The following is a 24,740-nucleotide window of genomic DNA, read 5'->3' on the forward strand; positions in this document are numbered from 1 at the left end:
AGATTAATCAGCCTGACGACGCAAAAATGCCGGTATATCTAAATAACCACTTTCCTTTTCTTGCTTTGGAGCCGCAGAACTTTGGCTCGACGAAGCTGGAGAAGAAGGAGCAGTGTTTGTCGGCTGAGGAGTTACCTGTGGCTTCTCTTGCACTTGATTATTTTGCAAGGTCTGTGCCGGTTTTTCTTCAGCTTGCGTTGCCGCTGCTTGTTGCTGTGGTTGAGCTTGCGGCGTCGGTGCCACTTTAGCTTTACCACCCGCAACTAGCGTGATATCTGGCTTTTTCTCATTACCAATACCTGTCGCTACAACTGTTACGCGGATTTCGTCAGTCATATCAGGGTCTAGAGAAGTACCGATAACAACAGTCGCATTGTCAGAAGCGAATGCCTTCACTGTATTACCAACCGTCTCAAACTCGTCAAGACGCATATCCAGACCAGCAGTAATATTGACAAGAACACCACGAGCGCCCGCTAGATCGATGTCTTCCAGAAGTGGGCTAGAAATTGCCATTTCAGCCGCTTCTTCAGCACGGTCTTCACCTTTGGCGATGCCGCTACCCATCATTGCGTGACCCATTTCAGACATTACAGTTCTTACGTCCGCAAAGTCGACGTTGATCATGCCAGGGCGAGTAATTAGCTCAGCAATACCTTGAACGGCATTCTTAAGAACATCGTTAGCGCTTGCAAAAGCTTCTAGTAGTGTTACACCACGACCAAGTACTTTAAGTAGCTTTTCGTTTGGAATCGTGATCAAAGAGTCAACATGCTTAGACAGCTCATCGATACCTTGCTCAGCAAATGCCAAACGCTTTTTACCTTCAAAACTAAACGGTTTAGTTACTACCGCTACTGTTAGAATGCCAAGCTCTTTAGCCACTTCAGCAATAACAGGCGCTGCACCAGTACCGGTACCGCCACCCATACCAGCTGCGATAAACACCATATCGGCGCCAGTCAGGGAATCTTTAATTCGATCTCTGTCTTCGAGAGCTGCGTCACGGCCAACCTGTGGATTAGCACCTGCACCCAGACCTTTAGTGATATCACCACCGATCTGAATAACATTGCCAACGCTTGTCTTACGAAGTGCTTGCGCATCAGTGTTGACGCTGATGAATTCCACACCTTCGATGGATTCACGCACCATGTGTTCAACGGCGTTACCACCGCCGCCACCAACCCCAACGACCTTGATTACTGCATCGTCAGACATTTCCATCATCGGTTCAAACATGTGTTGTCTCCGTTTATCCTGCAACTCAGGTTAAAACTCTTTTTGTATCCAGTTACGCAATTTATCGAAAAAGCCAGTTACAGATGAGCGTTTAGGTTCATTATAATCGCTATCGTCGCTAGACTGCATGTCTCTTGCGTAATGAAGTAATCCAACTGCCGTAGAATGGTACGGCTCTTTTACATAGTCAGTTAATCCGCTGACTTCGAGCGGTTTGCCGACCCTTACTTGATTGCGGAATACGCGTTCCGCACATTCTACCACTCCGTCCATTTGCGCAGCACCGCCGGTGAGTACAACTCCCGCAGCCAGATGGTGCTTGATACCCTCTTCGCGCAATTTTGCTTGTACAGAGTCGATAGTTTGGTTAACCAGTCCCATAAGCTCAGAGTAGCGTGGCTCAATCACTTCTGACAACGTTTGACGTTGCAGGCTACGTGATGGTCGTCCACCTACGCTTGGTACATTAACCGTGTCATCCTTACTGACCAGTTCACTCAAAGCACAGCCATATTTGACTTTTATTTCTTCAGCATCGCTCACTGGCGTGCCAAAAGCAAAAGCAATATCACTGGTTACAGCATTTCCTGCGTACGAAAATACTTCTGTGTGACGTAACGCACCGCCAGTCCAGATGGCCACATCCATCGTGCCGGCGCCAATATCAACCACACAAACTCCAAGCTCTCTTTCATCCTCGGTGATTACTGCATTACTAGCAGCAAGCCCAGAAAATACGAGTTGTTCTACTTTAAGGCCGCAGCGTTCTACCGCCTTAATAATGTTGCGTGCCATGTCATTATGGCATGAGATAAGGTGGACACTCACTTCCATTCTTACCCCAGATAAACCAAGCGGATTTTTGATTCCTTCTTGGTAATCAATGGTGAACTCTTGCGGGATCACATGAAGAATTCGCTGTTCATCACCGATTTTAATCGATTTTGCGGTATGGATAGCGCGATCCATGTCTTCTTGAGACACCTCTTCATCAGAAATCGTGCCCATACCTTTTTCAATTCGGCTTGCGATATGCTTACCAGACAACGAAATGAAGACTCGGCTGATCTGGCACTCTGCCATTAATTCAGCTTGATCAATTGCACGTTGTACTGATTTTACAACCGACTCCAAATCATTCACGCCACCTTTATCCATGCCGCGTGAGGGGCTACTACCTGCGCCAATAATATTAATTTGACCGTCTGGTAAAACCTCACCCACTAGAGCCGATACGGTTGCAGTGCCTATATCAAGACCAACAATAATGTTGTCATCAGCGGCCTTAGTCATCTGTACTCTCTTCTAACTCTTGTTCAGGAAACCAACCAACTGCGGCTCCTGTATCGTACCTAAGATCGATATAACTGATTCTTTGCGTGTCACTGCCAAGCTTGTTATAGAGCTTAAAAAAGCGCTCTATACGCTCAAGAAGAGACTCTTTACCGAGCTCTAATCGAATACCGTTATCAAGGATGATTTGCCAAGCTCGTCGCTCGTTTAATACCAGAGACGATATCGCTAAACCCAATTGCTGAAACTTAGGACTCAAATCACGGTAAGTCTGTAAGACTTCCGGTCCGCTATCTTTGGGTCCGTACAGCTTCACTTTTTCTTCTTGCAACAGAGCAACATCTCCATCAAAAACGAACCCGTTTTTATCTAACAGTTCGTTGCCATTCCAAATGGCTTCTGGTTGATGCTCCGTCAAAAAAACTTTTACTGTATCCGGCCACTGCTTTCGGATTGCAGCATGCGCTACCCATGGCAGAGCTTCGACACTTTGCTGTAATACATCAATATCCTGGGACATAAATGTACCGATGTGATCAATTCGACTAAATGCAGCCTGCACATCGTCAGCTTGGACATACTCCAGTTTCCCCTGAAGTACTATTTTGGAGAGAGGTAACCTTTGGTCATCCCACATCCAACTGATCGCCGCGTACAAAACAGAACTAATTAAAGTCACAACCACAACGAAAAATAACGCACCCAAGATTTTTTCTTGGCGACCACGGTTGTTACCCGTGTTTGGTCGCTCGTCATTCAGTGCAATATTCAACAACGTCTTCGTTTCCTGACTTTTGTCGTGTACTTTTTACCCATATAATTACGCAGAGGTAAAAGTCTTGACTTTAACCTTGGGATTATACTGAGCTCTTGTAAACTATCAAACACTGATAGCAATAAATCACAATGATATTGACGCAAAATCGAGATCTGAGTCTTTATCTGTCCTTCGCGTCAACAATATGTGTCAGCCAAGCATCTTGTTTATATTCAATTTAAGACCTGCTAGCTGTTTCGCCACTTTACCAATATCACCCGCACCTTGCGTTAAGATTAGGTCGCCGTCTTGTATAACGTTAGCTAAAACTGAAGGTAATTGCTCGATTTCTGGAACAAAAATCGGATCTACCTTGCCTCGGCTGCGAATTGTGCGACATAAAGCGCGCCCATCAGCACCTGCAATCGGCTTTTCACCCGCTGCGTAAACATCCAGCATGATTAATACATCCACCTGTTCAAGCACATTCGCGAAATCATCGTATAAATCACGAGTACGGCTATAACGGTGCGGTTGGAAAATCATCACCAAACGCTTGTCTTGCCAACCACTGCGTGCTGCATTAATGGTTACATCCACTTCTGTTGGATGATGGCCGTAATCATCAACAAGCATTGCATGGCCGTAGCCAGTATCAAACTCGCCAAGGTGATCAAAACGTCTTCCCGTACCTTGCGTACCAGCCATTGCCTTTAGGATCGCATCGTCTTCAATATCATCTTCAGTAGCAACCGCAATCGCAGCAGACGCATTCAATGCATTGTGACGACCTGGAATATTCAGCGTGATATCTAAGTTAGCTCGCCCTTTACGTACTACCGTAAATTTGCCTTGCTGTCCCTCTTGACGATAATCTTCAATACGTACGTCGGCATCTTCAGAAAAACCGTAAGTTATCACTTGACGACTAATACGTGGGATTAACTCTCGAACCACAGGATCATCAATGCAAACAATTGCTTGGCCGTAAAACGGTAGATTATGAAGGAAATCGATGAAGGTTTGCTTTAAGGTTTCAAAGTCACCACCATAGGTATCCATATGATCGGCTTCGATATTGGTAACAATGCTCACCATTGGTTGCAAGTGCAGGAATGACGCGTCACTTTCATCTGCCTCTGCAATTAGAATACGACTCGAGCCTAGACGCGCATTTGTACCTGCGCTTTTCACCAAACCGCCATTCACAAACGTTGGATCAAGACCGGCTTCAGAATAGATTTGAGTAACAAGAGCGGTCGTCGTGGTTTTACCGTGTGTACCCGCAACGGCAATACCGTGACGGAATCGCATCAATTCAGCCAACATCTCTGCGCGGCGTACAATAGGGATGCGTAATTCACGTGCCGCCATCACTTCTGGGTTTTCTTCGTTGATCGCCGTTGACACAACAACCACACTCGCTTTCTCGACATTACTGGCTTGATGACCAATAAATACCGTCGCACCTTTTGATACCAAACGCTCTGTCACAGCGTTCTCTGATAGATCAGAACCTGTGATTTGGTAGCCTTCGTTCAACAGCACTTCTGCAATGCCGCTCATGCCCGCACCACCAATACCGATGAAGTGGATGGATTTCACGCGGCGCATCTCTGGCACCATTGCGCGAATCTGAGCTAAGTCTTGTGTATGTTGGATTGTCATCAATTCTATTCTCAATAATTCGGTTAACGCTTTTCGGTCAAAGCGACAATGGCTTGTGCGACAACTCGGTCAGCATTCAATTTTGCAGCGCCACGCGCTTGCTCAGCCATTGTAAGTAAAGCTTGGCGATCCAATTGTTGGATCTGCAGAGTCAGAGACTCAACGGTTAAATCTGGTTGTTCAATCATTTTCGCCGCGCCGCAATCCACCAAGTGGTCTGCATTAAGTGCTTGCTGGCGGTCTTTGTGCATGAATGGAACAAAAATAGCGCCTACACCTGCCGCCGAGACTTCAGAAACGGTTAACGCTCCAGAGCGACAAACTAAAAGGTCAGCCCATGCGTAAGCTTCTGCAACGTCATCAATGAATTCCATTACTTCTGTATTTACCACACCATTAGCTTGGTATGCTGCATTCACTTCTTCGGCGGCACCTTTGCCCGCTTGATGACGAATACAGTAATCTTCGCCCAATTTCGACATCACTTCTGGCAGAGTTTGGTTAAGAATACGTGCGCCTTGGCTGCCACCCATCACCAAAATGCGAATTGGACCTTGGCGCTCTTGCATGCGCTCAGTTGGCGCTGCTAATTGAGTCACGTCTTCACGAACTGGGTTCCCAACCACTTCGGCATTTGGAAAAGCGCCTGGGAAAGCCTGAAAAACCTTCTTAGCGATTTTCGATAACCATTGGTTCGTTAAACCTGCTACTGCATTTTGTTCATGCAGAACAACAGGAATGCCACTCATCCAAGCGGCAATACCGCCCGGGCCGCTAACATAACCGCCCATACCAAGCACTGCGTCTGGCTGCCAGCGTTTCATGTGAGCACGAGCCTGCATAATGGCATTGATAATTTGAAATGGTGCTGCAAGAAGACGTTTAACGCCTTGACCTCGTAACCCTTTCACTTTGATAAAGTCGATTTCAATGCCATGTTTTGGCACCAAATCCGCTTCCATTCGATCCGCCGTACCTAACCAACGGATCTCCCAACCTTGCTCTTGAAGCTGTTTTGCTACCGCCAAACCTGGGAATACGTGACCGCCAGTACCACCAGCCATCACCATCAAACGTTTATTTTGTTTCATTAGCTTGTTGTTCTGATTGTTGTTGCTCGCGTTTCAAGCGGCATTCGTAATCGATACGCAGTAATATGGACACTGCGACGGACATAATTATTAGACTAGAACCACCATAACTGATGAGTGGAAGTGTTAAACCTTTTGTTGGAACAATACCGGCGGCAGCTCCAACATTAACCAAGGTTTGAAACGCAAACCAAATACCAATTCCGAAAGCCAGATAACCTCCGAACATTTCGCCTTCTTCAAATGCACGCTTGCCGATGTAAACCGCTTTTAGCACCAAGCTAAAAATCAGCATTAAGACCAGCACTACGCCTACGAAACCAAGCTCTTCAGCAAGTACGGCAAACACAAAGTCGGTATGCGCTTCCGGTAGATATTCCAGTTTTTGAATTGAATTACCGAGACCTTGACCGAACCATTCACCACGACCAAACGCCATCAAAGACTGAGTCAACTGATAGCCACTGCCAAATGGGTCTTCCCACGGGTCAAGGAAGGAGGTTACTCGTCGCATACGGTATGGCTCGACGAGAATCAAACCTACCACAGCGCCGATACCTGCCACCATCAAGGCGAGAAACTGGGTTAGTTTTGCACCTGCGATAAAAAGCATGCCAAACAGCGTGACCAGCATCACGACGACCGTCCCCAAGTCTGGCTGACCAAGTAGTAATACTGCGAAGAAGGCAAACACCATGATAGGCTTCATAAAGCCACCAAAGAACGTTTGTCGTACTTCGTCTTGCTTTCGAACTAAGTAACCAGACATGAAGATAAACAGCGATAGCTTCGCGACTTCCGCTGGCTGAAGGTTAAACAGCCCAAGGGGAATCCAACGAGACGCACCATTAACCGACTTACCCGCCAAGAGCACGATGATCAACAGTGCGAAAGAAGTCCAAAGTAAGTAATGGCTCTTCTTAAACCACTCTTGCAAAGGCACTTGCAAAATAACAGCGGAGGTCCCTAACGCCAGCACGAGAAACGTCGCATGACGAAACATAAAGTGGAACGGCTGTTCCGTTAATCGAGAGCTGATTGGAAATGATGCAGAGGTTACCATGACCAAACCAGTCAACATCAAACCCAGTGCAATCCACACTAACTGACGATCAAACATCGCCTCTGGGGCTGGATGCTTGAGCCAATTGCCAATACTGCGTTTAACGTTACCTAAACCCACGAAGTGTGTAACCTTTAATTATGCATATTTCTGAGCAAGAGCAGCGAAAGCATCACCTCTTGCCATAAAGTTGTCGAATTGATCAAAGCTAGCACATGCAGGAGACAGCATCACCATATCACCTGGTTTTAACTGCGAAGATACTTGTTGAATCACATCTTCCATAGTGTCGAAACGTATTGCAGATTCATGCAGTGGCATAAATTCATCGCCATCAGCGCCAAAGCAACACAGTTGCAAGTTAAGCGTCGCGAAGATCGGTTTTAATGGCGAGAAGTCAGCACCTTTGCCAACACCACCAACGAGTAAGTAGAGCTTGCCTGTCGATTCCAAACCAGATAGCGCAGCCATAGTGCTGGCAATATTAGTTGCTTTAGAGTCATTCACCCATTTGACGCCTTGATTATCCGCAACCACCTGGCATCGGTGTGTCAGTCCCGTGTAATTTTTAAGTGCATTCAATGCTTTGTGATAGTTTACGTCCGCAGCTTTTAATAGCGCTAAAGCAACCAGAGCGTTAGATAAGTTGTGCTTACCAACCAACTTAAGCTCATCACTTGCGACAACTCGTTGACCGTGATCGAGCAGCCAAGTACGGTTGCCATCCACCTCGAGACCAAAGTCCTGATTGTCGCTGCCAAATGTCACCAATGGCATCTCTGCGTCTGGGAAGGTTTCTTGATCATCACGGTTCACGACTGCAAGAGCAGCATGGTTAAAAATACGCAACTTAGCTTGTCGATAGTCAGACATGCCTTGATAACGATCCATATGATCTTCAGAAAGATTCAGAAACGCAGCGGCTTTGAGCTTTAAGCTTGACGTCGTTTCTAACTGGAAGCTCGAGAGTTCGAGTACATATAGGTCTGCGTCTTGTTCTAACAAATCCAGTGCAGGCACACCGATGTTACCACCAACGCCAACATCCAAACCTGCAGCCTTAGCCATCACACCTGTGAGGTCGGTTACTGTGCTCTTACCGTTTGAGCCCGTAATCGCAATCACCGGTTTCTGCACCGCCCAAGCGAATAACTCGATATCACCTACTACTGCCGTACCTTTTGCTAATACGGCTTGGATCTCTGGTGTCGCTAGCGCAATACCAGGGTTGGTCACGATAAGATCCGCGTCAGAAAGCCAGTCTGTATTCCAACCACCACTATGCAGTTGAACACTTTCCGGCAAGCGCTCTGCACCTGGAGGGTTTACACGAGTATCAATGACTTTGACCACAAGTTGTGGCTGATTTTTTCTTAGGTGTTTAACGACAGAGAGCCCGGTAATACCGAGCCCTACGACGACAACACTATGTATGTTTTGCCAACGTTCCATATTTGATCACACTGTAAATCTTATTCTTGGAAAGTGCGATTAACGCACTTTCAATGTCGCAAGACCAATCAGAACAAGAACCATAGAAATAATCCAGAAGCGCACGATTACGCGAGGTTCTGGCCAACCTTTCAATTCGTAGTGGTGGTGAATTGGTGCCATACGGAAAATGCGCTGACCACGTAATTTGTAAGAACCTACCTGTAGGATGACTGATAGCGTTTCCATCACAAATACGCCACCCATGATCACCAACACCAACTCTTGACGAACTAGAACAGCAATGGTGCCCAATGCACCGCCAAGCGCTAGTGAGCCGACATCACCCATGAACACTTGTGCTGGGTAAGTGTTAAACCACAAGAAACCAAGGCCTGCACCTACGATTGCTGTACATACGACAACCAACTCAGAAGCATGTGGTAAGTATGGAATATGAAGGTATTCAGAGAAGTTAACGTTACCCGTCGCCCATGCAATAACCGCGAAGCCTGCAGCAACAAGAACCGTTGGCATGATTGCCAAACCGTCTAGACCATCGGTCAGGTTAACCGCGTTACTCGTACCGACAATCACAAAGTAAGTCAGGATAATGTACATCAAACCAAGTTGCGGCATGATGTCTTTAAAAAATGGCACCACGAGCTGAGTGGCTGCAGTGTCTTTACCGTAAGCGTACAATGCAAAAGCCACGACAAACGCGATCAACGATTGCCAGAAGTACTTCCAACGCGCGATCAAACCATCGGTATTTTTTCGTACCACTTTACGATAATCATCAACAAATCCGACCGCACCGTAGCCAAGTAAGACTGTCAGTACCGCCCATACGTAAGGGTTGGATAAGTCTGTCCATAGCAAAATCGTGATTGAGATGGCCGCTAAGATCATGATACCGCCCATTGTTGGGGTACCACGCTTACTAAAGTGAGATTCAGGACCTTCGTTACGCACTACCTGACCAATTTGCAGCATTTGCAAACGCTTGATCATGATTGGTCCCATCCATAATGACAGACCTAGAGCGGTTAATACGCTTAGGATTGCTCGAAAAGACAAGTATTCAAACAATCGGAAAAAAGACAGGTATGGCTGTAGCAGCTCGGCAAGCCAAATAATCATTAATAATACTCCTTCAAAGCAGCAGCGACTTCAAACATACGTGCACCGTTCGCTCCTTTCACCAATATCGTATGGTTTTCAGGAACGGCTTGGTCTAGATGCTGCTTGATGTATTCAATCATCTCTTGGTGCGTCTCAAAATGAATGCCTTGGCAAAGATCACTGATCACCTTGGCGTCTGCACCATATGTGAGAACATGTTCAAATTTTTGTGGGGCAGCATGTTCCCCGACTTGACGATGAAGTGCAAGACTTTCCTCGCCCAATTCCGCCATATTACCTAAAATCAGCCAGCGTTGACCTGGGAAAGCGGCCAATAAATCAACTGCCGCTTTCATGGCTGGCACGCTCGCGTTGTAGCTGTCGTCAATCAATTTTATCTTTTCGCTCAGCGCTTCAACCTCGACGCGACCTTTCACTTTGTTCAAATGTTTAAGGCCAGCGCGAACCTCTTCTAATGTGGCGCCCATTTGTAACGCAATAATAGAAGCAGCGATGGCATTCGCAACGTTGTGTTGACCTATAATACCCAGAGACAGTTCAATTTCTTGTGAGCTTGCTGCGATATGTAAGTCAAAGCTTGCTTCACCTGCGGCGTTCAATACGATGTTAGAAGCGAAGAAGTCTGCATCAGTATTACTTTGTGAAAAAGTAATGACTTTCTTATCTGCTAACACTTCATCCCACTTGGCTTCACCATTGCTGTCTAGGTTAACAATCGCAATACCACCAGCTGAAAGGCCTTGGTAGATTTCACCTTTGGCTTGTTTCACGCCATCGATAGAACCAAAGCCTTCAAGGTGAGCGGCTGCTACATTGTTCACTAACGCGATATCTGGTTTTACTAACTGAGTCGTGTAAGCAATTTCACCTATATGGTTAGCACCAAGCTCAATCACGGCATAATCATCATCCTGCTGTGAGCGTAATAATGTCAACGGAACACCAATATCATTATTGAAGTTACCCGCCGTGAATAGCACTTTGCCTTTCAATTGCAGGATACTCGCAACCATTTCTTTTACGGTCGTTTTACCGCAACTTCCGGTGATGGCAACGGTAGGTGTTTGGCATGCTTGATGCACCCAAGAAGCAAATTCACCCAATGCAAGTTTGGTATCCGACACCACAATTTGCGGCACATTCACATCTAAGCGTTTTTCCACGAGTAAAGCACCGGCACCTGCATCTACCGCTTGTTGGCAAAAGTTGTGCGCATCAAAGCGCTCCCCAACTAACGCGACGAATAAAGCCCCACGCTCAATCGTTCGTGTATCAGTAGAAACCGCGTCGATAAGTAGCTCGTCGCCGAATCGCTCACCACGAGTGATGTCTGCAATTTGAGATAACGTTACTTTGATCATGAGGTCAATCCTAAAAGTTGCATTGCGGACTCGCGGTCGGAGTAATGAATCGTTTCGCCATTACGAATCTGATAATCTTCATGGCCCTTTCCAGCTAACAAGATAATGTCGTTTGGCGAAGCATTTTCAATGGCATAAGACAGTGCTTTGAAGCGGTCATGCTGAACAATCGCTTCAGCAGGTTTTGACAGCCCAGCTAACATGTCTTTCACAATCTGAACCGGGTCTTCGCTGCGTGGGTTATCGTCAGTCAACACCACTCTGTCGCCTAGACGCTCTGCAATTTCCGCCATCATTGGGCGCTTACCTGCATCGCGATCGCCACCGCAGCCAAAAATAGCCCACAGCTGGCCTTCACAATGAACTCGTAAAGCTTGCAGCGCTTTTTCTAAAGCATCAGGAGTATGGGCATAATCAACCACGACTTTGGCACGATCCTCAGTTTGGAATAACTCCATTCGGCCGAGTACAGGTTGCAGTTGACCTGCGGTTTCGAGTAACGCTTGTTTCTCTTTACCTAAGCTTAATAAGGTCGCAAAAGCGAGCATTAAGTTGGTTGCATTAAACTCACCAATCAATGGCGCGTGCAATTCACCTGAGCCAAATTTACCATCGAACTTAATAGTAATCCCTGACTCCGCGTAACTGACTTCCGTCGCCCAAATTGCGCTTTCAAATTCAGTATTCGGTTTGAGCGAAACAGCGACCGCATTACTTAACTGCGACGCCCATTGATGACCTACTTCATCATCAACATTGATAATGGCACGTTCACATTGGTGTTGCGTGAACAACCCAAGCTTTGCATTGGCATACTCTTCCATCGTGCCATGGTAATCAAGATGGTCACGACTTAAGTTAGTAAACACGCCCGCCGCAAATGATAATGCTTTGACACGACCTTGCGTCAGGCCATGGGAAGATACTTCTAGCGCGGTGTATGTGGCTTGTTGATTTGCGAGAGAGGAGAGCGTTTTCTGAATTTCAACGGCATTCCCCGTTGTATTCGCAGCTTGTTGCAAGTTATTGAGGAAGCCATTTCCTGTTGTTCCCATTACCGCCGCTTTATGGTCAAGCAGTTCTAGCCATTGCGCTATTAACTGGGTAATGGTGGTTTTGCCGTTGGTGCCGGTGACACCAATCAAATCCATATCAGGGTAAGCATAAAGCTTTCCAGCAATTGCGGATAAACGTTGGTCCAACCTATCAATGTAAATGACGGGAACATCATCAATGATTTCCACCGTACCATGTGTTTTGACATCGCAGGCTTGCGCCAGGGCTGCATTTGCACCTTGCTCAATTGCAGAGGCAATGAATTTACGCCCATCCACAACATGGCCAATCACTGCTACAAACGTGGTTCCAGGTTGAACTCTTCGGCTGTCGAGCTCCAATTCAGAAACAAGAACGGACGATAAGCTAGGGCAATCCACCCAAGGGGAAAGCAGCACGTCCATACTGATGGCTTTAGTCATATTTGTTCTCCGAGCTTTGGCTCAGGTTTTCTTAATTTTGTTTGCTCAGTAAACCACAGGGCTTACTGTTGGAATTTGTTTTCGTCAGGTGCAACATTGAGTATTTGTAGCGCGCCTTTCATGATTTCAGAGAAGACAGGAGACGCTACCGAACCACCATAGTAGTCATCGCCTTGAGGCTCGTTTACGATCACTACTAAAGCAATTCGCGGATCGCTAACCGGAGCAAGCCCAGCCGTGTAGGTGATGTACTCGTCGCTGTACCCACCGGCAGAAGCTTTACGTGATGTACCCGTTTTCGCTCCTACTCGATAACCAGGAACTGCCGCTCTGCGAGCCGAGCCCCCTTTTTGAGTTACGGTTTCCAACATGTCTAATACTTGACGCGCATACTTCGCACTCACCACTTGGCGTGACATGTCATGATCATTGCTTTCGATAATATGAATAGGCTCGTATTTGCCAAGGTTTCCAAGCGTCGCATAAGCATGGGCTAGCTGGATTGGTGTAATTGATAGACCATAACCAAACGCAATCGTGGCGCGCTCAATTGGCGACCAACGAGTTCGTGTAGGAAAAATACCCGTCACTTCCCCAACTAGGTTTAGGCCAGAAAGCTCACCAAAACCCACTGAACTGTACAGCCCAAGAAGCGCCTCTACCGGCATTTGCATTGCTAGCTTCGTCACACCGATATTACTCGACTTTTTAAGGATCGTGGTCAAGCTCGCTTTACCTACGCGAGAGACATCTCTGACTCGACTACCACCTAAACGTAGAACACCATTACCGGTATCTACGATGGTATCTTTATCCGCTATCCCATTTTCTAAGGCGGCTAAAATAACGAAAGGCTTAATGGTCGAACCGGGCTCCATTGAGTCCGTGATCACTCGGTTACGCATTTGATAGCTTTGCCAATCGCTACGATTGTTAGGGTTGTAAGAAGGAGCATTAACCATGGCCAATACGGCGCCCGTTTTTACATCCAACATGACAACAGAACCTGAAGTGGCGCGGTGGTCCGCAACGGCTTGCTTAATCGCACGATACGCAATCGCCTGTAGGCGCTGATCGATGGTTAACTGAAGTGATTTACCTTCTTGCTTGTCTTGCCAAGCAATGTTTTCCACAACACGACCATAACGGTCTTTACGAATAGTTTTCTTACCCGCCGCGCCAGTGAGCCACTCATCGTAGCTACGCTCCACACCTTCTAGGCCATGCCCGTCAATGCCTGTCACACCGACTAAGTGAGCACTAACCTCACCTGCAGGATAATAACGACGAGATTCCGACTTAAGGCCAACACCTGGCAGCTTTAGCTCACGAATATAGTTCGCCATGGCCGGACTGACCTGGCGCTGCAAGTAGATAAAGCGGCGTTTTTCATTGCGCTTGATTTTGTCTATTAACCCTTGTCGGTCAATACCAAGAACATCCGCTAATGCATGCCAACTTTTGGTCTGGCTTAACGCGTTTTCTTTAAAAATCGTGGCAGGATCTGCCCAAACAGCCTCAACCGGAACACTGACAGCAAGCGGCTCACCATTTCGATCCGAAATAATACCGCGAGCAGAAGGAATGGATTTAACACGAACCGAACGTAGGTCACCTTGTTTAATCAGGTTATCTGGCTCAATGATTTGGATGTAGGCTACGCGTGCCACCAAAAGGGCAAATGCACAAAAAACAAAAAACAGTAATAGATGGAAGCGCCAACGAATCAAGAAAGATTCTTCGACCGCCACTTTCACTGCTTTGTTATCGTTTTTCTTATCCCCCGTAGCCACTTTCTCTTTTGCTACAGGTTTACGCTTATTGGCTTGTTTCGTGTTGGATTTTTTTCTAATCATTTGAGCGTGACAACCACTTCTTTATCGCCATCAGGTCGTTTCATTTCAAGTTCTTTTTTGGCAAGGTCTTGAACACGACTGTGTTCCGCGAGGGCAGTTTCTTCCAACATTAAGTTACGCCATTCGCTATCTAATCGTTCTCGTTCAACCAACGTATGGTCTTTTTCGGTGATCGCTTGACGCGCATGGTGGGTAGCAAATACCACTCCCATTGCCGATGCCACGATCAATAGCAACAACAGTAATGGCCAGCGACCAACAGTGAGGAGATCTGTTGCAATCAACTTAGCAAGATTAGGAGTGGATTTCGTCATAATAATTAAAGCTTTTCCGCAATTCTTAACACAGAGCTGCGCGAGCGAGGGTTCATTTCAATTTCTTGTTTGCTTGGCTTAATCGCTTTGCTCACTGCTTTCATATTCGCACTACCAAGAGCACGAATTTGCTCTTCCGTCATTGGAATACCGTGTGGCACTTCAGGCCCTTTGCTCTCTTTACGGATAAAACGTTTGACCATACGGTCTTCCAGAGAGTGGAAGCTAATCACAGATAAACGGCCTTCAGGAGCCAGAATGCTCGCCGCGCCTTTAAGTGCCGTATCAATTTCTTCTAACTCACTGTTGATGTAAATACGAAAAGCCTGGAAAGCACGAGTCGCAGGGTGTTTTTTCTCTTTAAAACTTTTCGGTGCGGCATCTGAAATCAATTTTGCCAGCTGACCAGTGCGAACCATTGGCTCATTTTCTTCGTCTTCACGGTAGGCAACAATCGCTTTTGCAATACGGCGCGCATGTTTATCTTCCCCAAACTCGCGAATGACCCAAGTGATATCATCGAGGTCTGCTTCCATCAACCATTGAGATACTGGAACACCTGATGTCGGGTCCATACGCATATCTAGCGGACCGTCTTTCATAAAGCTAAAGCCACGCTCTGCGTCGTCTAACTGAGGAGAAGAAACGCCTAAATCCAGCAGAACACCATCCACTTTTCCAACTAGTCCATACTCTTCAGCATACTCAGCAATACCAGAAAATGGACCATGAATAATGGTGAAGCGAGGGTCATTGATTTTGCCTGCCTCAGCGATCGCTTGAGGGTCACGGTCGATACTGTACAGTCGGCCATTTTCACCGAGTTTAGATAGAATTGTCCGGCTGTGACCGCCACGGCCAAATGTTCCATCAATATAGACGCCGTCTGGTTTGATAGCTAAGCCATCAATGGATTCATTTAATAACACGGAAATATGTTGGAAGGTTTCGGTCATAGCTTTCTCGTTGAATGATCTTGAAGCGATTCTTTAGTGTACTGATTTCCTACATCATCGCCACCACAAGTCTAAAGTTAGACGTGATTTACGCCAAGTTTATTGGTAATGACATAGTTTGCGTCAATTAAATGCAAAAAACCCATCACTACCGAAGTAGAGATGGGTCTCGAATAGGTGGAGCCGACACATAAGCCGGGTTCTGTTCCGCTTGCGCGGCGGTAGCCATTCGTCTAGGCCAGCAATCACTCACTGGCTCGAGCAACCTACCCGCCTCCTTACGCGAGCAACGCAATGTGGAGGCCTATTTGGTCTTGCTTCAGGTGGAGTTTACCCTGCTACGAACTATTGCTAGTCGTCCGGTGCGCTCTTACCGCACCCTTTCACCCTTACCTGTACCCTTACGGGCCATCGGCGGTCTTCTCTCTGCTGCACTTGTCGTAGGCTTGCGCCTCCCAGGCGTTACCTGGCACCTTGCTCTATGAAGCCCGGACTTTCCTCCCCTTTGTCAGTCTCCCGAAGGACGTCAACGTCAGTCTCCCAAAGGGACTTCGACGTCAGTCTCCCGAAGGACATCAACAAAGCAGCGACTACCCAGTCAGCTCCGAGGGCGGATTGTATAGAGTTCTCACTTCAGAGTCTAGTTAGATCACAGATATGATGAAATGAATGCACTAAGTGATGACTTTTTAGTCAACGTACCAAAAATAGATAATAAAAAGGCCGATGCCTAAACATCAGCCCTCATTGACCATTTATCTCGCTAGCGGCACTTAGTCTAAGTTTTCTAAGCCCCATTTATATAGCGCATTCTTCTTCAAGTTATGTATTTCTGCAACCAAAGCAGCTGCTTTTTTCAAAGGCAGCTCTTTGGTCAAAATCCCTAACGTGCGTAAAGCATCTTCAGGTAGTGAGTCGTCTGTTGTTTCACGATGGCCATGTACCAACAATACCATTTCACCACGCTGTTGGTTATCGTCACTTTTCACCCATTCAATCAGCTCACCTAACGGCATGCCTTGAATGGTTTCAAAGGTTTTTGTTAGCTCTCTTGCCAACACAACTTCTCTATCTGGGCCAAGAACGTCTAACATGTCTTGTAGAGAGTCTAAAATACGGTGCGGTGACTCGTAAAAAATACACGTACGCTCTACCGAAGCAATCTCTAGGAATTTATCCTTACGACCTTTGCTTTTCGGTGGTAAAAAACCTTCGAAGCTAAAGCGATCCGATGGCAAGCCAGAGGCACTTAACGCCGTAATGACCGCACAAGCACCTGGAAGAGGCACAACTCTAACGCCCGCTTGACGACATTTTGTCACCAAATGGTATCCTGGGTCGCTGATAAGTGGCGTACCAGCGTCAGAAACTAATGCGATAGACTGACCGGAAAGCAGCTTTTCTACCAAAACTTGTGCTTTTTGCTGCTCATTGTGGTCGTGTAGAGCAAAAGTTTTGGTTTGAATATTGAAGTGAGACAGTAATTTGCCCGTATGTCGAGTATCCTCAGCGGCAATGATGTCCACAGTCGACAGAATTTCGATAGCACGTTGGGTGATATCCGCTAAATTTCCGATTGGAGTCGGTACGATATAGAGAGTTGGCCCCTCATTCGGCAACTTATTTTTATCTGTCATTTGTTTACCATCACTTCAACGATTAATATAGAGACAATTTTGTACAAAATTATAGAGAACTCACGGCAATGATTAACCATAAGAGACTCAGTGTACCACGCATACTTACTCCTGTTGCACTAGCAATTACGCTCGCCGCCTGTTCTTCAGGTCCAAGACAGCCTGATGGCGTTGATGTAACACTTGAGCCTACTCAGTCTGTTCAGAACTATATGATCCAAGCTGATAGCACGGAAGGCAGTTTACAAAATGACTGGTTGATCATGGCAACCAAAGCCGCGATTCAAGCAAACCAGTTTGATCAAGCAGAAATGTTGATCAAGCGCCTAGCTCGTCAACAGTTAACCGAAGTTCAGCAAGCAGAGTGGCAACTAGCGCGTGCGACCATACAGCAAAAACAGGGTAATTACTCTCAATTGCTGCAATTGTTGAATTTTAAACCTTGGTGGAAGTTGCCAAATGAGCAATGGAAAGACTACTACTTTATGCGTGCCGACGCTTATCAAGGTCTTAACCAAGCGTTTGAGGCAAACCGCCAACTGGTTGCATTTGGCCAATATGCATCGTCCGCGGAGCAGAGAGAGATTTCTAGCCGTATTTGGATGAACTTTGGCAGCTACTCCGAGTACGAACTGACCTCATTAGAAACAGAGCCAAATGAAGATGTTTTGGATGGTTGGCTACAACTCGCTATTTATGCGAAAACGCTGTCGGGCAACTTATCCCAACTAAAAAATACCCTCGAACGCTGGTTAAACGAGAACCCATCGCATCCAGCCGCTATCTACACACCAGAAGAGATTCAAAACATTCTCTCTCTAGACATAGTTAAACCAAACAACACCGCTTTGTTACTGCCGCTTACTGGTAAATTCTCGCCACAAGCGCAATTAATTCGTGATGGTTTTGTGTTTGCGATGATGAATGATCGTAACCGTGATCCAAGCGCTACCCTCACGGTAATAGACACTAATGCGTATAACGCCGACCAAATTAAACAACGTTTGATCAATGAAAACATCGATTTTGTTGTTGGTCCTCTAGAAAAAGAGAACGTTGAGCTATTGCACACAACCATGGATGGCTCAGAAAATGGTCCTACGATTCCAGCCCTTGCGCTAAATATTCCCGAAGATGTGCAACCAGATAGCAATATTTGCTACTTGGCATTATCACCAGAACAAGAAGCCGCACAAGCAGCGAAACACTTGTTCAGCGAAGGCTATAACTTCCCTCTGATCCTGGCACCAAAGGGCATCTTTGGTGAGCGCGTAACTGAAGCGTTCAACAAAGAATGGCGCAAGTACAGCTCTAATAAAGTCGCAGCAAGTTATTTTGGCGACAAGCGCCAACTTCAAAAAGACATCAATGAAGTATTTGGTCTGCAAGAAAGCAAACAACGTATTGCTCAGATGCAATCACTAATGCGTATCAAGCTTGAAACACAGCCACGTAGCCGTCGTGATGTCGATGCGGTTTATATTGTTGCTAGAAGCACGGAACTGACTTTGATCAAGCCATTTATTGAGGTAGCGATTAACCCAGACGCCAAAGCTCCTCAAATTTTCTCTAGCTCGCGTAGCAACAGTGGCGGCGCGACTTACGAAGATCTAACAGGCATCATCTACAGCGATATCCCATTACTGATTGACCCAGACCCTAGCGTGACCGCTGAAATGAACGAGTTGTGGTCAGAGCAATCTAACATGGAAAAACGTTTGAAAGCACTGGGTATGGATGCGTATAAATTGATTGGGGAGCTGCCACAAATGAAGGTCGTTCCGGGCTACTCAGTTGGCGGCCAAACCGGTATTTTAAGTATCGACAATAATTGTGTTGTACAGCGTGAGCTAAGCTGGGCTGAGCGTGGGGCTCTTTAGCAAGCGCCAAATCGGAAATCAATATGAAGCTCTGGCGAAGCAGTATTTACAACGCCAGGGCTTAAACTTTATTGAACAAAATTTTCTGACTAAGGTCGGTGAGATTGATTTAATCTTCCAACAAGGTGAAACTATTGTGTTTGTTGAAGTCAAATACCGTAAGAACAATCACTTTGGCTCGGCAGCAGAAATGGTGACGCACGCTAAAATGCGCAAGCTAGTCAAAACCGCACAAGTTTGGCTTAGCCAACAAAAGCGCTTAAAACACAATATCGATTATCGATTTGATGTCATCGCCATTCATGATAATGGGCGAGATATCAACTGGATAGAAAACGCAATCTCTGAAGGATAAGCGATGCTAGACAGCATTAAAGACAGCTTTACAGAAAGTATTCAAATTCAAATCGCAGCAGCAGAGGCGCTGCCTGATGCCATTACTCATGCAGCTCAAGCGATGGTGTCGAGCCTGCTTAATGGCAATAAAATTTTATGTTGTGGTAATGGCGGCAGTGCTTCAAACGCTCAACAATTTGTTTCTTGTCTTTTAAACCGTTTTGAAACTGAGCGCCCTAGCCTACCAGCAATGGCCTTAACCGCCGATAATACTACCCTAACCGCAGTGGCCAACGATTACCACTACCAGGAAATCTTCTCAAAACAGGTACGAGCGTTTGGTCAACCAGGCGACATTTTGCTTGCCATGTCGACTAGCGGTAACAGTAAAAATATTATCAAAGCGATGGAAGCAGCCGTAACTCGAGACATGACGATTATCGCGCTAACAGGAAAAGATGGCGGAGAGATGGCAGGACTGCTCGGTGAGAACGACGTCGAAATTCGTATTCCATCACACCGCACTGCACGTATTCACGAAGTACATATGGTAACACTCCATTGTCTTTGTGATCTTATTGACCAGGTGCTTTTCCCTGCTCACGAAGAGTAACCAAGACTGAGAGTCAGAATTATGATACGTAGCCTCGTTATCTTATTAACAGCATTGAGTTTAAGTGGTTGCGCAGGTTTGTTTATCGCAGGTGCAGCAACCACAGCGAATATTGTCACGGACACACGCACGACAAAACAAATCTGGCAGGACAATAACATCGAATTCGAAGTTGCGGCGATCGGCAATAAAGCACCGTTTAAAGGTGAAGTTCGTGTCGTTGCCAGTTCATATAATGGGACTGTAGTCCTTATGGGACAAGCTCCGACACAAGACCTTATCCTTGCTTTAGAGCGAAGGGCTCGAGAAGTTAGTGGTGTAAAAGTCATACACAATCAAATCAAACAAAAAGAGCCACTCACTGTTACCCAGATTAGCAATGACAGCTGGATCACAACCAAAGTAAAGTCAGCTTTGCTTACTGATTCTGAGCTTAATGGTGTTAAGGTTAAAGTGATCACCGAAGATGGCGACGTTTTTCTGTTTGGTTATGTCACGCCAGAGCAAGGCGATCGAGCGACAGAAATCGCACGTAATATCTCAGGCGTAAAACAAGTCATTAAAGGGTTCCAATACGGCGAAATGGAGCCTGTTGAAGTGGACTTACCGAGTGACGGTGTACAAACAATAGAAAGTGAGGCAAGCACAGAAAATGAAGAGAACGTCGAAGTCTTTACGATTAGTGAGTAATTTCCAAAGTCTGGCTTGAAATCATCTTCAACAAGTTAAAAAGAAAAAAGCAGCGTAACGCTGCTTTTTTATTATTTAATCACTCTTAAGCTTGGTTTGCCTTTTGGTCGAGGAGCATCGTCCTCTTCGGCATCTGAATCAGAAACTAACTCAGAAGGCTCATCGCTAACCGTTGTGAACGATGGGGATGATTCTTCCTCGGTCATCGCTTCTTCTTCGATGTGAGTGTACGCTTCTTCTGGTTCAAACATAGTACCAGCACCATTCTCACGTGCATAAATAGCTTGAACAGCATACACAGGCACGATCACTGAGTGCGGACGACCGCTAAAGCGAGCATGGAAGGTAATCGCATCATTACCTAACTCAAGATTACCCACTGCACGTGGCGCAATATTCAAAATAATTTGACCATCTTGAATAAATTCAACCGGGACACGCACCCCTGGCATTGTTGCATCCACAACCAAGTGAGGAGTCAAGTCATTGTCTACTAACCAGTCGTAAAATGCGCGAAGCATATACGGGCGGCGAGCAGTCATTTTTGCAATATCCATAACGTGTTTTAAATCGCTTAGCGAACTAGGCGCATTTCACGTTCAGCTTCAGTCAAAGAAGCAAGGAACGAATCACGTTCAAATACGCGGTTCATGTATACCTTGATTTCTTTTGAACCAGGGCCAACAAGATCGATACCAAGTTGAGGCAAACGCCACAATAGTGGAGCTAGGTAACAATCGATCAAGCTGAATTCTTCGCTCATGAAGTACTCATATTCAGCAAAAATTGGCGCTAACGTCAGAAGATCATTACGCAGCTTTGTGCGTGCTTTTTCTGATTCTTCCGCATTACCTTTCATCACTTTTTCAGCGAGTGAATACCAGTTGCGTTCGATACGGTACATCATCAAGCGGCTGTTGCCACGAGCAACAGGGTAAACCGGCATTAGAGGTGGATGAGGGAAACGCTCGTCCAAGTACTCCATGATGATTTTTGAATCGTAAAGAGCTAGCTCACGGTCAACAAGAGTTGGCACTGATTTATATGGGTTTAGCTCAACAAGCTCAGCAGGAAGGTTTGCTTCGTCAACAAGCTCAACTTCAACACTTACGCCTTTTTCAGCTAGTACAATGCGAACCTGATGGCTATACAAATCTGATGCACTTGAGAAAAGAGTCATCACAGAACGTTTATTGGCAGCTACAGCCATGGAGCCCTCCAGTACACTTACAAATAAAAACAATGGAGGCTAAGCCTCCATTGTACATCAATTAAAATTGGGAATTAGCACGGTATTTTAGCACAATTAATGCACATCGCGCCAATACTCTTTCTTGAGCATCACAACAACGATGGTTAGAAGCACTAAGAAGCCCATTACCCACCAGCCTAAAGCATGACGCTCAAGCTGCACTGGGTCACCTGAATAAACTAAGAAGTTAACGAGATCGCCAACCGCTTTGTCATATTCGCCTTCACTCAGCTCACCCGTGCCATCGGTTTCAGTACCAACAACAACTTGTACTTCTTCGCCATCTACGATTTTCGTATCGTAAATCGGCGTCGGGATGCCCTGTAGCTCTTCAAGTACATGCGGCATACCAACACTCGGGAATACGATGTTGTTCACGCCGAATGGACGAGATGGATCAACATAGAAAGAGCGTAAGTAAGTGTATAACCAATCAGCACCACGAACTCGTGCAACCAACGTAAGATCTGGTGGTGGAGCACCAAACCAGTTTGCCGCTTGCTTCGGTGGCATAGCATTGACCATTAGATCACCGATTTTCGCTTCAGGATTGAAAATCAGGTTTTCTTTCATTAAGTCTGTTGGAATTTCCAAGTCTGTTGCTACACGCTCGTAACGCTGGTATTGCGTAGAGTGACAAGCAAAACAGTAGTTCATGAACAACTTCGCGCCGTTTTGTAGCGAAGCTTTATCCGTAAGGTCAACATTCGCTTTATCCAGCGGAACATTGGCCCCAGCTGCCATCGCTAGTGATGGCAACATAGCAAATAGAATTACAATCCACTTCTTCATTTGAATGTCACCCTCTCTGGTAATGGTTTGGTTGCTTCATTTTTGCTGTAGAAGAACAGCAACACAAAGAACATGAAGTAACACAAGCTAAAGATCTGAGATAGTAGTGTGTACGTTGGTGTAGCAGGTAACGCACCTAAAATACCCAGAGCGATAAAGGCGATAGTGAACTGTACAATATTCAATAAATGAAGTTTGCTACGGTAACGGTATGAACGAACTTTACAACGATCCAACCAAGGTAGAACAAACAGCACTGCAATTGACGCGCCCATTAGGATAACACCTAATAGTTTGTCTGGAACCGCGCGTAAGATTGCGTAGAACGGCGTGAAGTACCATACCGGAGCAATATGCTCTGGTGTCTTCAGTGGGTTTGCAGCTTCAAAGTTAGGCGGCTCAAGGAAGTACCCACCCATCTCTGGGTTAAAGAACAGCACGTAACAGAAGAAGAACAAGAAACCAGCGACACCGACCAAGTCCTTAACCGTGCCGTACGGATGGAAAGGAATCGAATCAATGATGTCATATTTCTTCGTGTAGTAATCGTGGAACTTGAATTGCGTTTTGTAATCGTCGCCCATTGAGCCTTTTGGCAGCTTAGTTTCGATACCATCCGGGTTGTTTGAGCCTACTTCGTGCAGCGCCAATACGTGCAGAACAACAAGAAGAAGCAAAACGATAGGCAGTGCAATAACGTGTAGTGCGAAGAAACGGTTTAGCGTTGCACCAGAGATGATGTAGTCACCACGAATCCAAAGTGTTAGGTCATCACCGATAACAGGAATAGCACCAAACAGGGAAATGATTACCTGCGCACCCCAGTATGACATCTGACCCCATGGAAGTAGGTAACCCATGAACGCTTCAGCCATGAGAACTAGGAAGATCAACATACCGAAGATCCACAACAGTTCACGAGGTTTTTGGTATGAACCGTAGATCAAACCACGGAACATGTGAAGATACACAACAACGAAAAACGCTGACGCGCCAGTGGAATGCATGTAACGCAGAAGCCAACCGTACTCTACATCACGCATAATGTATTCGATAGACGCAAATGCACCGTCACCTGAAGGAACATAGTTCATCGTTAGCCAAATACCCGTTAGGATTTGGTTAACAAGAACCAGCATCGCCAGAGAACCGAAAAGGTACCAAAAGTTGAAGTTCTTAGGCATTGGGTATTCAGACAAATGCTTTTTATAAGCATTCATTGCAGGAATACGCTTTTCAACCCAATCTAACATTGCTTGCATTATGCATCTCCCTCATCAACACCCACAATGAGCTTGGTATCGCTCAAATACATGTGCTTAGGAACGACAAGGTTCAACGGAGCAGGTACTCCTTGGAACACTCGACCAGCCATGTCGAACTTAGAACCATGACAAGGACAGAAGAAGCCAGATCTTACGCCCTGCACCTGCTCTGAGAAAGAGTCAGGTAGATAGGTTGGTGAACAACCTAAGTGGGTACAGAAACCAACTGCGACGAAAAACTCTTCCTTAATCGAACGAAACTCATTCTGAGCGTACTCAGGCTGCTGCTCCATTTCAGATTGTGGATCGCGAAGCTTATCACCGATCGATTTTAAGTTATCCAGAACGCTTTGAGTGCGGCGAACAATCCATACAGGTTTTCCCTGCCACTCAACACGAACCAGCTGACCTGGTTCAATTTTACTTATATCCACTTCCACCGGTGCGCCCGCCGCTTTGGCTTTAGCACTCGGATTCCATGATTTGATAAAAGGCACGGCGACGGCGACTGCCCCTAACCCACCAACAACTGCCGTTGTAGCGGTTAGAAAACGCCTGCGACCGTTATTTAAAGGCGCGTTGCTCATCCAAACATTCTCCCATTTGCTCCCTTTGGATC

General features: G+C 46.1%; 23 protein-coding genes and 1 other RNA gene. 4 read left to right on the top strand and 20 right to left on the bottom strand.

Annotated elements, in window-relative coordinates:
- Positions 1–3: 3 nt before the first annotated feature.
- From ftsZ to rsmI, 15 genes are all read right to left on the bottom strand, one after another.
- Positions 4–1,242 carry a cell division protein FtsZ gene (ftsZ, locus tag R7H07_RS14165; protein ID WP_017633617.1) on the bottom strand — a complete coding sequence of 413 codons (1,239 nt, stop codon included), beginning with the start codon at positions 1,240–1,242 and terminating at the stop codon, positions 4–6.
- Positions 1,243–1,272: 30 nt separating this feature from the next.
- Complete coding sequence (ftsA, locus tag R7H07_RS14170) at positions 1,273–2,535, bottom strand: cell division protein FtsA (RefSeq protein ID WP_005372946.1); 1,263 nt, start codon at positions 2,533–2,535, stop codon at positions 1,273–1,275.
- The gene (locus R7H07_RS14175; protein ID WP_005387393.1) at positions 2,528–3,310 is read right to left on the bottom strand and encodes a cell division protein FtsQ/DivIB; all 783 of its coding nucleotides are present in this window, start codon (positions 3,308–3,310) and stop codon (positions 2,528–2,530) included. Before R7H07_RS14175 ends, ftsA begins: the two co-directional genes overlap by 8 nt.
- 192 nt (positions 3,311–3,502) lie before the next feature.
- Positions 3,503–4,960: a UDP-N-acetylmuramate--L-alanine ligase gene (murC, locus tag R7H07_RS14180; RefSeq protein WP_206959297.1), complete on the bottom strand. Its 1,458-nt coding sequence runs from the start codon at positions 4,958–4,960 to the stop codon at positions 3,503–3,505.
- 23 nt (positions 4,961–4,983) lie between these two features.
- The gene (murG, locus tag R7H07_RS14185) at positions 4,984–6,051 is read right to left on the bottom strand and encodes an undecaprenyldiphospho-muramoylpentapeptide beta-N-acetylglucosaminyltransferase (protein WP_206959299.1); all 1,068 of its coding nucleotides are present in this window, start codon (positions 6,049–6,051) and stop codon (positions 4,984–4,986) included.
- Positions 6,038–7,234, bottom strand: a complete 1,197-nt coding sequence (gene ftsW / locus R7H07_RS14190; protein ID WP_206959301.1) for a cell division protein FtsW — start codon at positions 7,232–7,234, stop codon at positions 6,038–6,040. The genes murG and ftsW overlap by 14 nt, the downstream gene beginning before the upstream one ends.
- A gap of 18 nt (positions 7,235–7,252) precedes the next feature.
- Entirely contained in the window at positions 7,253–8,566 is a 1,314-nt protein-coding gene (gene murD, locus R7H07_RS14195; protein ID WP_017821485.1) for a UDP-N-acetylmuramoyl-L-alanine--D-glutamate ligase, read from the bottom strand.
- A 39-nt stretch (positions 8,567–8,605) separates the two neighbouring features.
- Positions 8,606–9,688 (bottom strand): phospho-N-acetylmuramoyl-pentapeptide-transferase, encoded by a 1,083-nt coding sequence (mraY, locus tag R7H07_RS14200; RefSeq protein WP_005372931.1) that lies wholly within the window; start codon positions 9,686–9,688, stop codon positions 8,606–8,608.
- Complete coding sequence (locus R7H07_RS14205; protein WP_025768405.1) at positions 9,688–11,052, bottom strand: UDP-N-acetylmuramoyl-tripeptide--D-alanyl-D-alanine ligase; 1,365 nt, start codon at positions 11,050–11,052, stop codon at positions 9,688–9,690. The genes mraY and R7H07_RS14205 overlap by 1 nt, the downstream gene beginning before the upstream one ends.
- Positions 11,049–12,530 (bottom strand): UDP-N-acetylmuramoyl-L-alanyl-D-glutamate--2,6-diaminopimelate ligase, encoded by a 1,482-nt coding sequence (gene murE, locus R7H07_RS14210; protein WP_054578500.1) that lies wholly within the window; start codon positions 12,528–12,530, stop codon positions 11,049–11,051. The genes R7H07_RS14205 and murE overlap by 4 nt, the downstream gene beginning before the upstream one ends.
- A 62-nt stretch (positions 12,531–12,592) precedes the next feature.
- A complete protein-coding gene (locus R7H07_RS14215; RefSeq protein ID WP_206959303.1) occupies positions 12,593–14,386 on the bottom strand; it encodes a penicillin-binding transpeptidase domain-containing protein in 1,794 nt (597 codons plus the stop codon).
- On the bottom strand, positions 14,383–14,700 hold the full coding sequence (gene ftsL / locus R7H07_RS14220; protein WP_005372920.1) for a cell division protein FtsL: 318 nt from the start codon (positions 14,698–14,700) through the stop codon (positions 14,383–14,385). Before ftsL ends, R7H07_RS14215 begins: the two co-directional genes overlap by 4 nt.
- A gap of 5 nt (positions 14,701–14,705) precedes the next feature.
- Entirely contained in the window at positions 14,706–15,656 is a 951-nt protein-coding gene (gene rsmH / locus R7H07_RS14225; protein WP_005372918.1) for a 16S rRNA (cytosine(1402)-N(4))-methyltransferase RsmH, read from the bottom strand.
- A gap of 175 nt (positions 15,657–15,831) precedes the next feature.
- Positions 15,832–16,262, bottom strand: an RNA gene (gene rnpB, locus R7H07_RS14230) — RNase P RNA component class A.
- A gap of 167 nt (positions 16,263–16,429) precedes the next feature.
- Entirely contained in the window at positions 16,430–17,293 is an 864-nt protein-coding gene (gene rsmI, locus R7H07_RS14235; protein WP_005372907.1) for a 16S rRNA (cytidine(1402)-2'-O)-methyltransferase, read from the bottom strand.
- Positions 17,294–17,361: 68 nt separating this feature from the next.
- On the opposite strand from rsmI, the gene R7H07_RS14240 reads away from it, so the two are divergent.
- Genes R7H07_RS14240 through R7H07_RS14255 form a run of 4 tightly spaced genes read left to right on the top strand, consistent with a single transcriptional unit; the run spans position 17,362 to position 20,812 of the window.
- Entirely contained in the window at positions 17,362–19,173 is a 1,812-nt protein-coding gene (locus R7H07_RS14240) for a penicillin-binding protein activator (RefSeq protein WP_182038532.1), read from the top strand.
- On the top strand, positions 19,160–19,528 hold the full coding sequence (locus tag R7H07_RS14245; protein ID WP_005372903.1) for a YraN family protein: 369 nt from the start codon (positions 19,160–19,162) through the stop codon (positions 19,526–19,528). Before R7H07_RS14240 ends, R7H07_RS14245 begins: the two co-directional genes overlap by 14 nt.
- A 3-nt stretch (positions 19,529–19,531) precedes the next feature.
- A complete protein-coding gene (locus R7H07_RS14250; protein WP_005372901.1) occupies positions 19,532–20,122 on the top strand; it encodes a phosphoheptose isomerase in 591 nt (196 codons plus the stop codon).
- Between the two features lie 21 nt (positions 20,123–20,143).
- Positions 20,144–20,812 carry a BON domain-containing protein gene (locus tag R7H07_RS14255; RefSeq protein ID WP_025768401.1) on the top strand — a complete coding sequence of 223 codons (669 nt, stop codon included), beginning with the start codon at positions 20,144–20,146 and terminating at the stop codon, positions 20,810–20,812.
- A 71-nt stretch (positions 20,813–20,883) separates the two neighbouring features.
- Here R7H07_RS14255 and sspB read toward each other — a convergent pair whose 3' ends face one another.
- The 5 genes from sspB to petA all read right to left on the bottom strand — a co-directional run bounded on the left by sspB (position 20,884) and on the right by petA (position 24,708).
- A complete protein-coding gene (gene sspB, locus R7H07_RS14260) occupies positions 20,884–21,369 on the bottom strand; it encodes a ClpXP protease specificity-enhancing factor (RefSeq protein WP_005387408.1) in 486 nt (161 codons plus the stop codon).
- Between the two features lie 17 nt (positions 21,370–21,386).
- Positions 21,387–22,022, bottom strand: a complete 636-nt coding sequence (sspA, locus tag R7H07_RS14265; RefSeq protein ID WP_005372897.1) for a stringent starvation protein SspA — start codon at positions 22,020–22,022, stop codon at positions 21,387–21,389.
- Between the two features lie 96 nt (positions 22,023–22,118).
- Entirely contained in the window at positions 22,119–22,856 is a 738-nt protein-coding gene (locus R7H07_RS14270; protein WP_005372881.1) for a cytochrome c1, read from the bottom strand.
- Entirely contained in the window at positions 22,853–24,118 is a 1,266-nt protein-coding gene (locus R7H07_RS14275) for a cytochrome b (RefSeq protein WP_005372880.1), read from the bottom strand. The genes R7H07_RS14270 and R7H07_RS14275 overlap by 4 nt, the downstream gene beginning before the upstream one ends.
- On the bottom strand, positions 24,118–24,708 hold the full coding sequence (petA, locus tag R7H07_RS14280) for a ubiquinol-cytochrome c reductase iron-sulfur subunit (RefSeq protein WP_005372877.1): 591 nt from the start codon (positions 24,706–24,708) through the stop codon (positions 24,118–24,120). Before petA ends, R7H07_RS14275 begins: the two co-directional genes overlap by 1 nt.
- Between the last annotated feature and the right edge of the window lie 32 nt (positions 24,709–24,740).

Origin of the sequence: Vibrio sp. Vb1127 (genome assembly GCF_033338735.1) — a bacterium.
GTDB lineage: Bacteria > Pseudomonadota > Gammaproteobacteria > Enterobacterales > Vibrionaceae > Vibrio > Vibrio alginolyticus.